We start from the raw sequence: 12,159 nt of genomic DNA, 5'->3' as shown, positions 1-12,159 counted from the left end.
GCGCCGCATGCCCGAGTGCATCGAGAACGAGATGGAAAGGGCGGGCCGCTCAGAGCAGCTTGGCGCTCACGAACAGCGCACGCACGGCGTTGGTCGCCTGCACCACGAGGATGGCGTTATCTGCAGCGCCTTCCAGCGCAGCGACCGCGTATTCATGCAAAGAGCGGAATTCCATCCACTCGACCGACTTGAAGTTGGTGAGGAATTGATAGGCCTGGCCGACGGTCGCGATCGCCAGCGTGTCGCCGTTCAGCTTGATCTTGAACGTGGTACGCAGCGGGGTCTCTGAACTTTGGGGATCACTCATGGGCTGCTTCTGGACGATGACGGCTTAACGAAGGGAAAACGGCAGCCCCCCGCCGTGGCAGGCAGATATCAGGAGCCAATGTCAGGAGTCGGTGCTCGCGCGCTGCGAGGCGGTCGCCGATCCGCTCAGGCTCGGCACCACGACCAGGCGATTGAACTCGCCATTGTCCCAGGACTTGAGGAAGCGATCATAGTCCTTGATCGAGACGCAGCCATTGGAATCGCCGCGCGGCCCCAGCATGTAATTGTGGGTGAGCAGGCCGACGCGGCCGAGCGCGCTGGTGCCCTCGGTCGGCGTCAGGCGCAGTGCGCGAATGCCGTGGAACAGCTTTTCGCGCGGCTTGAGGTCGTAGGTCGCGGGCGGGGTCGCACCGACCATGCGCTGGTCGACATGCTCGGGGTCGTCCATCAGCGCGCCCATGCCCGAATGCGCTTCCAGCGCGATGCCGCTCGGCAGGTAGAGCGCCTTCGCCTTGATGTCGTAGACCGCCGTGCGCGAATCGTAGCCGAGGGCGGCGAGATCCGGCGCCTTGCCGAACAGGCCGCTGTCGGGCGTCAGCGAGGCCAGCCTGATCTTGTCGGTGAATTTTTCGAAGAAGTTGCGGTTGTCGACCCTAGGATTGGTCTCCGCATAAGCCTGGCTGGAGGCGATCTGGGCGGAGATGTCCGCCTGGGCCGGGCGCGAGCGCGGCATCGGGACGGCGTCGGCGTGTTGCGACGGTCGCCTCTCGTCAACTGCGGACCGGTCACCATCGGTCAGGGTCGAGCGCCAGTCGTCGCCCTGGAGTTTCTGGGCCAGCATCGCCTTGGCATCGCGCAGCTTGAGCTGGACCGCGCTCAGAGCGGAGCGCTCCAGCGTCCGCAGGCCGAACTCGCGAGCCGGCGGGCCGCCGGATGCGGAGGCGAAACGGTCCTCGAACGAGGGAGCATTGGTCGGCGGCAGCGCGGCAGAGACGAGCGGGGTCGAATCGCCGATATCCGCGAACCAGGCAGCCGCGCCCAGCGCCAGCGCAACAGCGGCCAGAGACAGCAAAATCGTCTCGGCCCGCCCGATACGGCGGCGCGACAACAGCCTCTCGGCTTGTGCGGCGTCGGAAACCATCAGATCCCCAAATCGACCCCCGGGGGACCCACCCCCACCCGGAGACTCTATATCAGCTACCACATTGGGAGCCAAAAGTTAGGCATAATCGCGGCCGAAACGGCAGCCCAAAGGCATTCCAAGCCATCTCAAGGCATCCCAAGCCGTCCCAACGCATCCCGCAAGGTATCTAATGACCGATGCTTTCGATCTCAAACGCTTTGTCCGGGCCCAGGACCCGGTCTATCGCGATGTCCAGGGCGAGCTGACCCGGGGCCGGAAGCAGAGCCACTGGATGTGGTTCGTCTTCCCGCAGCTCGCCGGCCTCGGCTTCAGCGCCATGTCGCAGCGCTACGCCATCGCCTCCCGCGCCGAAGCCAAGGCCTACCTCGCCCACCCCGTGCTCGGTCCGCGCCTGATCGAATGCACCCGCCTCGTGCTCGCCGTCGAGGGCCGGACCATCAACGCGATCCTCGGCGCGCCCGATGACGCCAAATTCCGCTCCTCGATGACGCTGTTCGGCGCGGTGTCCGATCAGCCCGTTTTCGACGAGGCGCTCGCCCGATGTTTTTCGGGCGAGCCCGACCAAGCAACGCTCGATCTCCTCGCTGCCCTTGACCGAAAGGCCAAGTGATCGCAGCCGCCGACGGCCACCAGCGTAAACCCGGGATTAACATCGCCTGCCTATCGTCCGAGCAAAATAATTCTCCCCGCGCCAATTGCCGGACAGATCATGAAAATCGGTACGCTCCTGACCACCGCCATCGTCTCGCTCTCGACCGTGGGCGGAGGCCTCGCCGTCTACGTCGCCGTGACGAAATACCAGACGATGGAGCGGATCACCGAAGCCCAGGGGCGGCTCGCGATCGTCCGCGCCGCCAGCGACATCCCGCGCTACCTCAACCCCGAGCGCGGCTTTGCCACCAACATCCTCTATGGCCCCGCGACGGCCGACCCGGCGCAGCTCGCCGAGCATGACAAGCTGCGCAAGCAGACCGACGGCGCGCGCGACAGGATGAATGCGCTGCGCAAGGACCTGCCCGGCCCGTTCGATGACGGCAACACCATCGGCGCCAACATCGACGCCATCAATTCGAAGTTCACCGCGCTGCGCGAGGCCATCGACAAGGCGATGGCGGGACCCGTGGAGGCGCGCAAGGACGCGGTCAAGAAGATCGTCGGCGACAACGCCGTGCTCAACGCTAGCGTGACCGCGCTGCTCAACGAGCAGGTCCGCCGCATGGCGATCCTCAACGGCGATGCCTTCCGGCAGGCCAGCTACGCCAACATCGCGATGACGTTGCGCGACGTGGGCGGCTTCAACTCAAGCCTGCACAAGAATCTGGTCGGGGGCAAGAAACCGGCAACTGACACCGAGAAGGCCGAGATCAGCCGCTCGCAGGGCCGCAACGATCAGATCGTGATGGCGCTGCTGGAGTTGCGCGGCAACTCCACAACGCCGGCGAACGTCGCCGCTGCACTGGAGAAGTTCAACGCGATCTATATCGAGGAGTTCGGCCGCGAGCTCAAGCTGGTGAAGGACGGTGCGGTCAGCGGCAAGTACGAACACGACATGGACACCTATTACGCCGCCACGCAGCGCGGCCTCAGCACCATCATCGAGGTCCGCGACGCATTCTACGACAATGCCGAGCTTGTCCTCGCCGGCGCCTCCTCGGCCGCCCACACCAGCTTCACGATCGCACTCGCGGGTCTGCTCGCCGTGCTGATCGCCAGCGCCGGCCTCATCATGATGGTCCGCCGCCGCGTCTGCGCCCCGATCGTCAGCCTGACGACCCGGATGTCGCGGCTGGCCGATGGCGAGGTTGCCGAAACGATCCCCGGCGCCGAGCGCTCTGACGAGATCGGCGCGATGGCCGCGGCCGTCCAGGTGTTCAAGGACAACATGATCCGGGCCGACCGTCTCGCGGCCGAGAAGCAGGCCGAGAACGACGGCAAGATGCGGCGCGCCCAGGCCCTCGACGGGCTCACCCGCGCGTTCGAAGCCAAGGTCACCGAACTCGTCGGCGGACTGTCGCAAGCCTCCTCCACGATGGAGAGCACGGCGCAGTCGATGACGACGACGGCGGCCCAGACCAACAGCCAGGCCGCAATCGTCGCGGCCGCCTCCGAGCAGACCTCGACCAACGTGCAGACCGTCGCCAGCGCCACCGAGGAGCTGACCTCCTCGATCTCCGAGATCGGCCGTCAGGTCGCACAAAGCACAGAAATCGCGGCCCGCGCCGTCGACAATGCCCGCCGCACCGGCGACACCGCGCGCGCGCTCGCCGAGGGCGCGCAGAGGATCGGCGACGTCGTCACGCTGATCCAGAGCATCGCCGAGCAGACCAATCTTCTCGCTCTCAATGCCACGATCGAAGCCGCCCGCGCCGGCGACGCCGGCCGCGGCTTTGCGGTGGTTGCTTCCGAAGTGAAGTCGCTGGCGGGCCAGACCGCCAAGGCCACCACCGAGATCTCCGAGCAGATTTCGGCGATCCAGGCCGCGAGCGACGAGACCGTGACCGCGATCCGCAACGTCGCCGACGTCATCGGCGAGATCGACCAGATCGGCACCGCGATCGCGGCTGCGATCGAGCAACAGGGCTCGGCGACCAAGGAGATTTCACGCAGCGTCCAGGAGGCCGCGCGCGGCACCCAGGAGGTCAACACCAACATATCGGGGGTGCAGCGCGCCGCCGACGACACGGGAGCTGCCGCGCGGGAGGTGCTGGGCGCGGCCGAGCAGCTCTCGACCCAATCGCGCGACCTCGCCGGCCAGTTCGACCGCTTCCTCGGCGAAGTCAGGGCGGCTTAGGCGGGTCAGTACGGCGGCGCCTTGCGCGCCCGCTGGGCCTTGGCGGCCTCGATCCACCACGCAAGATCATCGGCAAAGCGCGGGAACGAGCGCTCGAGCGCCTTGCCGCCCTCGCCGATCGGCTCGCTCGCTTCCGACAATGTCTGCGCGATCGGGCCGACGCCGATCGTGCTCGACACCACCACCATGCCCATCTCCGACAACGTGCCGTGCCAGGCGGTCGAAGCGCGCGCGCCGGACAGCCGGCCGGCCGAGTAGCTGACGATCGCGGCCGGCCGCCAGAACCACTCCTCCAGGAAATGATCGGTGAGGTTCTTCAGGCCGGGCTGGATGCCCCAATTGTACTCGCCGGTGACGAAGACGAACCCGTCCGCGCCGCGGATCTGTCCGGCCAGCTTCTCCAGCGACTCGGGCGCGGCCCCCTTGGGATATTCCTTGTACATGCGGTCGAGCATCGGCAGGCCGATCGCCTTGGCGTCGATTAACTCGACATCCTCGCCGCGCTGGCGCAGGCGATCGATGACGAAATTCGCAAGGCGAATGCCCATGCGGTCGGAACGGTAGGAACCGTAGAGGACGAGGATGCGATTGCTCATGGCGGCAGTCTAGCACGAGTCAGGAAACCGGACTCGACGTTTTGACGCGCTAAGCTCGCCGTCCGCGCTCGAGCGTTTGCGACGGTGTCTCGCCGAACTGGTCGCGATAGCTTCCGGAGAAGTCGCTGAGATGCCAGAAACCGAACGCCAGCGCGACGGCCTTGACGCTGTCGGCACCGGCGAGCAGCCGCCGGCGCACCAGCCACAGCCGGCGCAGGCGCAAGTAACGGTGCAGGCTCATGCCGCGATAGCGCCGGACGACGTCATGCAAGGTGCGGACGGACAGGCCGAGCTTGCGCGCGATCTCCTCGCTGTAGATGGGCTGCGAGAGGTCGTCGGAGAGAAGCGCGCGGATGTCCTGAAAGATCTTGAAGTTCCGCTCGTCATTGGGGCGCAGGGTCCATCGCGCGGGCACGACGCTTTGAAAAATGTCGTCGACGGCGCCGAGCAGGGTCTCCTTCATGGCGGCCGCCTTCAACGGCACGTCTGGCCCGTCGACCGGCTCCGACGCGGCGGCCAGCACCTCCCGAACCACACCACGGAGCCGGTTCAAGCCCGCGGCGGTCGTTTCGAAGATCTTGAAGCTGAGGGCCGCCTGTGGCCAGCCGCGATCGGTCACTTCCGGCCTGAACACCACCGAGGCGATTTGCCGTTGCACTTCCTCGATGGTGGTGTAAGCGGCGCCGCCGCTGCCGATGACGACGACGGGCCGCGCACGCTGCGTACCGTTGAACCGGACCGGCACGTCGAGGTCGTCCATCGTGAATCCGATCGCGGTGCAATTCTCGACCAGCTGTGCATCGACGACCCGCGGAAATGCCCGCGTCAAATTCACGTCGCAGCCGGGCAACGACAGAATGGTCTGCTCTGCCGAAATCTTCCGCACGAACGGGGTGAACTCGAAATCCAGGCCCCGTATGGCATTTCGAAATTCATCGACGTCGGAGAAACGAAATACCTTTGGCGCCAACGCTGGCGCGTCATCACTTCTGTTCATGGCAATGTGAAACTTCGCGTCGCAAAAAACGCACGTCCGGCGACGATGCCGGTCCGGTTTCCCCCTCTGCGGTGTCCCCTGAAACCGAAGGAATCACTTTAACCCGTACCGACCAGTTGGCGAGCCTCGAAGTCCGAGGACAAGGCGGCGCGTCAAATCTCGCCAAATTTCGATAGCGTTTCCCGCGTGCCACCGGTGATTTTATACATGGACGAGCACAATCCAAATTTCAAATTAATGTCTGTTGGGTGGAATAGGCGCTGTTCGATAGTCCAAATTAATTATAAGTCAGGCCCCCTGCCATGATGGCAAATTCGCCTGCTGATATTCTCGCTGACCTGGAAAAGGCGGTCGCAACCTGCCCGCCGGACCGTTGCGTACGCATACTCTCCGGCATGGTGCAGTTGCTCACTGGCAGCCGCGACCAATCCCGGGAATTGCTCGCCAACGTGGTCGACGGTGTTCTGCTCCGATTGACGGAGCGGGTCGAGGCCAGCGCACTGGTGCGGCTCAGCACGGCGCTCGCCGAGCTTACTGTGGCACCTCCGGAAACATTGCGGCGCCTCGCCTTGCACGACGATCCCGACGTCGCATGCCCCGTGCTGCTGAAATCGCAGGCACTTTCCGCAGCCGATCTCGAGGCTGTCGCCGACGGCTGCGGCGAGCGGCAACGACGCGCGATCGCCGCGCGCAGCGACGTCGCGCCGGCCGTGACCGAGGCGCTGATCAGGCACGGCGGCCCGATCTGCCTTGACCTGATCAGGAACCCGGGAACCAAATTCTCGGATGCAGCCTATGCCGCGCTCATTGCCAAAGCCGACCAGGATGGCGAGATCGCGAAGGCGCTGGCGCTCCGGCCCGGCACGCCCGACCCGGTCGTGCGCAAGCTGCTCTCCGCCTCGCCAGGCCGCAAGGCCCCGGCCACGCCCAGCCCATCCTCCGCGTCGCCGGCGCAGGACGCCGAGCCGGCTCCGCCGAAGCAGCCTTGCCGGGCCGACTACGCCAGCGCAAGGCCCGAGATCGTCGCCCTCAACCGCATCGGCAAGCTGAACGATTCCACGGTGAACCGGTTTGCGATCCGCGGCGAGACGGCCAATTTGTTCACGGCGCTGTCGGTGCTTTCGGGGGCGCCGCTCGAAATCGTCGAGCACGTCATGGCCGACGACGATTGCGAGGGCCTGGTCATGGCCTGCCGGGCCTCGCGGCTGAACTGGCAGACCACGCTTGCCATCCTGAGCAACCGCAGCGGGGCAAGGCTCTCCTATGCCCAGCGCGAACGCGCGCAACTGATCTTCGAGACGCTGCTTCTATCCACCAGCCAATGGACGGTGCGATGGGGCGAAATCGCAGCAAGCGCCAACACGAGCGATCCGGGAAATCGCCGCGCGAAAATGGGAGCTAGCCGATGAGGTTCGATGGCCGCAAAGCGCTGCGCGTGAAAATGGACCACAAGCAGCCCGTCAATCTGATGGGCTCGGACGGCACGTGGCGACGCGCTTGCGTTCTGCTCGACATCTCGCAAAGCGGCGCCAAGGTCGAGGTCGAGGGCACGCTCGACGTGCTCCAGGCCAAGGAATTCTTCCTGCTGCTGTCGTCGACCGGGCTCGCCTACCGGCGCTGCGAACTGGTCTGGATCGACGGCACCACGGCCGGCGTGCGCTTCATCACCGCGGACGACAGGAAGAAACCGGCAGGCGGACCGGCGGCGGCAGCGCAAAGCTCGGTTCAGAGCAAATAGGCTGGGGAATTCCTCCCACGAATTGAACTCCAGGAAAGTCCAGGTCGAACCGTGCAGAACGCGCGAACCCTCCCAAGCCCAGTCAAGCGCGACGCCGGCATCCGAGACCGGGAAGCGGCCCGCCCATTCGTTCATGTGCTGGCCGACACGTCCGACAAGCTGGCGGGCGTGTGCTCGATCGTCGAAGAGAAATTCACCGTTGCGGGCGAACGGCTGGACGCCGATCCCAGGCTGTCACAAGCGCCGTTCGCCATCGTCATCCGCGCAGAGCTGCGCGACGTCGACACTATCGCAGCCATCAAGAAGCGGGCCGGCAAGCTGGCAAAGGCGAAGAAGCGCATCTTCCTGCTCGACCACACCTCTCACATCAGCATTTCGCAGGCCTACGCCCTCGGCGCGACACTCGTCCTTCCCGGGCCGGTCAACCGCGGCAAATTGCTGGCGGCGCTGTCCGATCGGGCAGATCCGGCGTCCGCCTCGCAAAGCGAGGGCGCGCAATCAGACAACGCCGTCGAGACCGCGGCGACCGCCATCGCCTCGATGTTCACCTCGGTGACGTTGGGGCAGCCGGTCGACGTCGATGGCGCCAGGAAAGCCGGCCGCCAGATCGCCGATCGCATCACCCAGCATGGCCTGTCGGAATGGCTCGCGACGGTGCGGCGCCATCACGAGGGAACCTATCAGCATTGCCTGCTCGTCACCGGCGTCGCCATCGACTTCGGCTTGAGCCTCGGCGTCGGCAGGCTCGATCTGGAGCGCTTGTATACGGCGGCCATGTTCCACGACATCGGCAAGGCCCGGATCCCGCTTGCCATCCTCGACAAGCCCGGCCGTCTCGAGCCGGAGGAACGTGCCATCATCGCGACTCACCCGGCGGCGGGGTACGATTTTCTGAAAGGCCACGACAATATCTCGCCGGAGATCCTCGACGCCGTGCGGCATCATCACGAATTTCTCGACGGCAGCGGGTATCCGGATGCGCTGTGCGCCGACAGCATCGGCGATATCGTGCGCATCCTGACGATCTCGGACATCTTCGCGGCCCTGATCGAGCACCGGCATTACAAGCCGACGATGCCGCGCCCGGAGGCCTACAACATTCTCTGCGGAATGAATGGAAAGCTGGAGAAGGCTCTGGTCGCCTCGTTCAAGCAGGTCGCGCTCACGCGGTGAGCCCATCAAACCTGTCGCTAATGGCTCATGGCGTTTTCGAGCGAGGCGGAAGAAGCGGATACCGGTTCGCGTAAGAAAAACGCGTCGAAGCACGAACCTAGTGCGTGGCCCGGTATTTGGCGCGGTGCGGAATGGAGCGGCAGGCCAGCCCTTCCGCAAGCAGCTTCATGTCCTCGCGTCTGCCGCTGCGGATGAGCCTGCTCAACTCTTCGGCCGTGAAAGGAAGACTTGGATCATCATCGATCGGGTGCCGCACTCGCGGACCGAAGAACCGTCGCACCAGGCTAGCCAGCCGCCGCATGTCAATTCCCTCGCGCCAGCAACAAACCTCTCAGTCTGCATATTGTTCCTCCCGCACGATCGAGATTGCAAGAGGGTGTGAGGAGTCCGCAGCAAAAATATCGTTGAGAGAATAATCTGCTTCGCGTCGTGCTAATCGGCAAAGCCGACGTAGCGAACGAAATCGTCGTTGCCCTCGCGATCCGAGCGGACGGCGTTCGCGGCAAAGCCGTCGTCGGGATAGCCCATCGCGACGCAGGTCATGATCACCTCCTCCTCCGGAATACCGGCGACCTCGCGCACGATGTCGGAACGCATGATGCCCTGCCCGTTGATCACCGAACCGAGACCGCGGTCCCAGGCCGCGAGCACGATGCCGTAGCAAAGCGCGCCGAGATCGAAATGGCAGACCGCGCCGGGATCGAGCACGCGGTCATAGGTCAGCACCAGGGAGACCGGTGCGTCGAACTGGCGGAAGCCGCGCAGCACCCAGTCCTGCCGCATCGGCTTGTCGTCGCGCGCGATCCCCATCGCGCCGAACAGTTTCTTGGCGATGTCGACCTGCCGCGTCCGGTGCACGCCCTGGTATTCGCCGTGGCTGACGATGTCGCGCTTGACCTTGGCCCCGCCGATCATCTCCTCCATGTTGCGGCGGCGCAGCTGTTCCAGCGGGCTGCCCGTGAGCACATGGACGTGCCAGGGCTGGGTGTTCATCGACGAGGGCGCACGCTTGGCGCTCTCGATGATCGCCTCGATCACCGCGCGCGGTACCGGCTCGTTCCTGAAACCGCGCACACTGCGGCGCGACTGCACCAGCGTCTCGAATTCCACCTGTTCGACCTCCCTGCCCTTTCGTCCGGCATGGCAACACGCGAGCGGTTGCCGATGCGACGCGCAAAATCTATGCTAACCCGCAAGCAAGACCAAGAACCCCGTGAGGAGCCAATCATGGCCGCACCGCTCGATCCCGTCATCGCCCAGATCATTCCGCTGCTGCCGCTGCGTGATCCCGCGGCGATGACGCCACAGAGCGCGCGCGATTCCTTGCGCGCACTGGCTGCCGCGCGCGCGGCCATAGCGCCGCCCCCCGTCGACACCGTCGCGGACATCAAGGTGAAAGGCGGCGCCGGGCCGCTCGATGCGCGCGTCTACCGGATCGGCACCACGCCCGCGCCGACCGTGGTGTTCTTCCATGGCGGCGGCTGGGTCGCGGGCGATCTCGAAACCCACGACCGGCAGGCCCGCAACCTCGCGATTGAGACCGGCGCCGTCGTCGTCTCCGTCGACTATCGCCGTCCGCCGGAGACACCCTTTCCCGGCGCCTTCGAGGACGCCTTTGCCGCAACGAAAGACATCTTCAACCGCGTCGCGGAATTTGGCGGCGATGCAAAGCGCCTCGGCGTTGCCGGCGACAGCGCCGGCGGTAATCTCGCAGCCACCACCGCGATCGCCTGCCGCGACGCCGGCATCAGGCTTGCCGCACAACTCCTGGTCTATCCCGTGACCGACGCTGTCGGCAGCTATGCGGACGCGGGCCAGAATGCCCGCTTTCCGTCACGCAGCGAGAATGCCGACGGTTACTTTCTCACGCGTGCCACGATGGAATGGTTTTGCGGACACTATCTCGCCGATCCCGCCCACGCCACCGACTGGCGGGTCTCGCCGCTGCGCGCCGAGCTCGCCGGCGTCGCGCCCGCGATTCTGACCACCGCCTGGTTCGATCCGCTGCGCGACGAGGGCGCCGCCTACGCAAGGGCGCTGGAGGCGGCCGGCGTCCGCGTCAAGCACCATGAAGGCCCCGGCCTGATCCATGGCTATTTCGGCCTTGGCGATGCATCGGAAGTGGCGCGCGCCGAGGCGCAGCGTGCGCGCGCCGACTTCAAGGCGCTGCTCGCACGGGGGGCCTAGAACCGGCTTACCTCTTGTTACGTCTTGTTGTTACGTCTTGTTGTTAAGTCTTGTTGTTAAGTCTTGTTGTTAAGTCTTGGCCCGCTGCGCCCCGGTGTGCCCCCAGGCCTCGTCCCAATCCTGACCGGCGGCATCGACGACGCGGCCGTCGGCTTCAAAGAACTTGTTCGGCACCTGGAAGACCGCAAGGATCAAGGCCCCTTCCGGACACCACGCGGCGTGGCGGCTGCCCGCGTCGCGCCAGATGAACTCGCCGGCCTTGCAGGCAAGGCCCTTGGCCGGACCTTCCTTGTCAACCAGCGCGCCTTCCAGCACATAGCTTTGCTCGATACCGACATGCTCGTGATCGGGCAGCACCGCGCCCGGCGCAAACCGCATCAGGGCTGTCATCAATCCGGTACTGCGATCGAACAGCAGCGTCTTGGCTTCGCAGCCCGGGAAGCGCGTCTTCTGCCACGCCATGGTCTGAGGCTGCACGAGGTGGGAATGCTGATCGGCGGTCTCCGGCACGTTCAGGGTCATGGCGTCCATCACGATGCTCCGTTTCCAGCTCGGCTGGGCCGACGCTAGCAGGATTGCGCAGCCCGGTCTGCGCGCGGTGCAGCAAGCAGAGGGATTTTTGTCGACCGGGCATTCAAAAATCTGCAACGAAGCAGATGGGCAGGCGCTCATCCTGCTTGATTGCGCCACGATTCGCGGCTCCAATCCATCCGCCATATTTTTGGTTTAGGGAGACACCCATGATGAAGCGGATTTTTCTCGCAGCGATCGTCGCCACCTTTGCGGCGGGCTCGGCCCTCGCGGACGACACTTGCGAGAGCAAGGCGGTCGGCAAGGACGGCAAGGCGCTCGCGGGTGCGGCGAAGACGTCGTTCCTGAAGAAGTGCAAGGAAGACGCCTGCACGCCCAAGGCGGTCAGCGCCGATGGCAAGCCGCTCGCCGGCGCCGCCAAGAACAGCTTCATGAAGAAGTGCGAGATGGGCGCGTAAGGGGGCCACGTTGCCTTGCTCCCTCGCCCCGCCCTTGCGGGGAGAGGGTCGGGGTGAGGGGCCGCTTCCGCGATCACTGTGAGAGTTGGACTCGCGGAGAGTCCCCCATCACCCCAGGGCTATCGCATATGACAGCGGGAGGTTGCCGAATGAACTCGACCTGCATGGTTCGAGACGCCCGCTTTTGGCAGGCTCCTCACCATGAGGGTCTGATATCTCACTGCAAAACGCGACCTCATCCTGAGGGCCCGCCGTAGGCGGGCGTCTCGAAGGATGG

General features: G+C 65.2%; 14 protein-coding genes. 8 read left to right on the top strand and 6 right to left on the bottom strand.

From position 1 onward, the window contains the following. Positions 1-49: 49 nt before the first annotated feature. Both OC450_RS13030 and OC450_RS13025 read right to left on the bottom strand, forming a co-directional pair. Entirely contained in the window at positions 50-307 is a 258-nt protein-coding gene (locus OC450_RS13030) for a hypothetical protein (RefSeq protein WP_262048017.1), read from the bottom strand. Positions 308-388: 81 nt separating this feature from the next. After that, entirely contained in the window at positions 389-1,339 is a 951-nt protein-coding gene (locus tag OC450_RS13025) for a DUF2778 domain-containing protein (protein WP_211385807.1), read from the bottom strand. 241 nt (positions 1,340-1,580) lie between these two features. Here OC450_RS13025 and OC450_RS13020 point away from each other — a divergent pair, with 241 nt between their 5' ends. Together OC450_RS13020 and OC450_RS13015 are read left to right on the top strand one after the other, a co-directional pair. Further along, positions 1,581-2,021: a DUF1810 domain-containing protein gene (locus tag OC450_RS13020; RefSeq protein ID WP_256807977.1), complete on the top strand. Its 441-nt coding sequence runs from the start codon at positions 1,581-1,583 to the stop codon at positions 2,019-2,021. A gap of 99 nt (positions 2,022-2,120) precedes the next feature. Further along, the gene (locus tag OC450_RS13015) at positions 2,121-4,202 is read left to right on the top strand and encodes a methyl-accepting chemotaxis protein (RefSeq protein WP_262048016.1); all 2,082 of its coding nucleotides are present in this window, start codon (positions 2,121-2,123) and stop codon (positions 4,200-4,202) included. A gap of 5 nt (positions 4,203-4,207) precedes the next feature. Here the strand turns inward: OC450_RS13015 and OC450_RS13010 are convergent, their stop codons facing one another. Both OC450_RS13010 and OC450_RS13005 read right to left on the bottom strand, forming a co-directional pair. Further along, the gene (locus tag OC450_RS13010; protein ID WP_262048015.1) at positions 4,208-4,798 is read right to left on the bottom strand and encodes an NADPH-dependent FMN reductase; all 591 of its coding nucleotides are present in this window, start codon (positions 4,796-4,798) and stop codon (positions 4,208-4,210) included. Between the two features lie 49 nt (positions 4,799-4,847). After that, positions 4,848-5,795 (bottom strand): AraC family transcriptional regulator, encoded by a 948-nt coding sequence (locus OC450_RS13005; protein WP_256807974.1) that lies wholly within the window; start codon positions 5,793-5,795, stop codon positions 4,848-4,850. A 302-nt stretch (positions 5,796-6,097) separates the two neighbouring features. On the opposite strand from OC450_RS13005, the gene OC450_RS13000 reads away from it, so the two are divergent. From OC450_RS13000 to OC450_RS12990, 3 genes are read left to right on the top strand one after another with little or no spacing between them, the layout of a single operon-like run. Further along, the gene (locus OC450_RS13000) at positions 6,098-7,204 is read left to right on the top strand and encodes a DUF2336 domain-containing protein (RefSeq protein ID WP_262048014.1); all 1,107 of its coding nucleotides are present in this window, start codon (positions 6,098-6,100) and stop codon (positions 7,202-7,204) included. Continuing rightward, the gene (locus tag OC450_RS12995; protein WP_211385514.1) at positions 7,201-7,533 is read left to right on the top strand and encodes a PilZ domain-containing protein; all 333 of its coding nucleotides are present in this window, start codon (positions 7,201-7,203) and stop codon (positions 7,531-7,533) included. The genes OC450_RS13000 and OC450_RS12995 overlap by 4 nt, the downstream gene beginning before the upstream one ends. Before the next feature lie 51 nt (positions 7,534-7,584). Then, entirely contained in the window at positions 7,585-8,706 is a 1,122-nt protein-coding gene (locus OC450_RS12990; RefSeq protein WP_256807971.1) for an HD-GYP domain-containing protein, read from the top strand. 432 nt (positions 8,707-9,138) lie between these two features. Here the strand turns inward: OC450_RS12990 and OC450_RS12985 are convergent, their stop codons facing one another. Further along, entirely contained in the window at positions 9,139-9,816 is a 678-nt protein-coding gene (locus OC450_RS12985) for a nitroreductase (protein ID WP_211385511.1), read from the bottom strand. A 117-nt stretch (positions 9,817-9,933) separates the two neighbouring features. On the opposite strand from OC450_RS12985, the gene OC450_RS12980 reads away from it, so the two are divergent. After that, positions 9,934-10,893, top strand: a complete 960-nt coding sequence (locus OC450_RS12980) for an alpha/beta hydrolase (RefSeq protein WP_211385510.1) — start codon at positions 9,934-9,936, stop codon at positions 10,891-10,893. Positions 10,894-10,962: 69 nt separating this feature from the next. Here the strand turns inward: OC450_RS12980 and OC450_RS12975 are convergent, their stop codons facing one another. Further along, on the bottom strand, positions 10,963-11,424 hold the full coding sequence (locus tag OC450_RS12975; protein WP_262048013.1) for a cupin domain-containing protein: 462 nt from the start codon (positions 11,422-11,424) through the stop codon (positions 10,963-10,965). Between OC450_RS12975 and OC450_RS12970 the strand changes: the two genes are divergently transcribed. Together OC450_RS12970 and OC450_RS12965 are read left to right on the top strand one after the other, a co-directional pair. After that, positions 11,414-11,623 carry a hypothetical protein gene (locus OC450_RS12970; RefSeq protein WP_262048012.1) on the top strand — a complete coding sequence of 70 codons (210 nt, stop codon included), beginning with the start codon at positions 11,414-11,416 and terminating at the stop codon, positions 11,621-11,623. The genes OC450_RS12975 and OC450_RS12970 overlap by 11 nt on opposite strands. Positions 11,624-11,633: 10 nt before the next feature. Continuing rightward, the gene (locus tag OC450_RS12965; RefSeq protein ID WP_262048011.1) at positions 11,634-11,882 is read left to right on the top strand and encodes a hypothetical protein; all 249 of its coding nucleotides are present in this window, start codon (positions 11,634-11,636) and stop codon (positions 11,880-11,882) included. Positions 11,883-12,159: the final 277 nt, after the last annotated feature.

Origin of the sequence: Bradyrhizobium sp. Bra78 (genome assembly GCF_024519855.1) — a bacterium.
GTDB lineage: Bacteria > Pseudomonadota > Alphaproteobacteria > Rhizobiales > Xanthobacteraceae > Bradyrhizobium > Bradyrhizobium japonicum_G.
This window is presented reverse-complemented; position numbering and strand designations above follow the sequence as displayed.

Coding starts and splice junctions, on each gene's coding strand:
- OC450_RS13030 (WP_262048017.1), bottom strand. CDS start 307: ATGAGTGATCCCCAAAGTTCAGAGACCCCGCTGCGTACCACGTTCAAG.
- OC450_RS12970 (WP_262048012.1), top strand. CDS start 11,414: ATGGCGTCCATCACGATGCTCCGTTTCCAGCTCGGCTGGGCCGACGCT.
- OC450_RS12975 (WP_262048013.1), bottom strand. CDS start 11,424: ATGGACGCCATGACCCTGAACGTGCCGGAGACCGCCGATCAGCATTCC.
- OC450_RS13015 (WP_262048016.1), top strand. CDS start 2,121: ATGAAAATCGGTACGCTCCTGACCACCGCCATCGTCTCGCTCTCGACC.
- OC450_RS12980 (WP_211385510.1), top strand. CDS start 9,934: ATGGCCGCACCGCTCGATCCCGTCATCGCCCAGATCATTCCGCTGCTG.
- OC450_RS13020 (WP_256807977.1), top strand. CDS start 1,581: ATGACCGATGCTTTCGATCTCAAACGCTTTGTCCGGGCCCAGGACCCG.
- OC450_RS13010 (WP_262048015.1), bottom strand. CDS start 4,798: ATGAGCAATCGCATCCTCGTCCTCTACGGTTCCTACCGTTCCGACCGC.
- OC450_RS13005 (WP_256807974.1), bottom strand. CDS start 5,795: ATGAACAGAAGTGATGACGCGCCAGCGTTGGCGCCAAAGGTATTTCGT.
- OC450_RS12995 (WP_211385514.1), top strand. CDS start 7,201: ATGAGGTTCGATGGCCGCAAAGCGCTGCGCGTGAAAATGGACCACAAG.
- OC450_RS12965 (WP_262048011.1), top strand. CDS start 11,634: ATGATGAAGCGGATTTTTCTCGCAGCGATCGTCGCCACCTTTGCGGCG.
- OC450_RS13000 (WP_262048014.1), top strand. CDS start 6,098: ATGATGGCAAATTCGCCTGCTGATATTCTCGCTGACCTGGAAAAGGCG.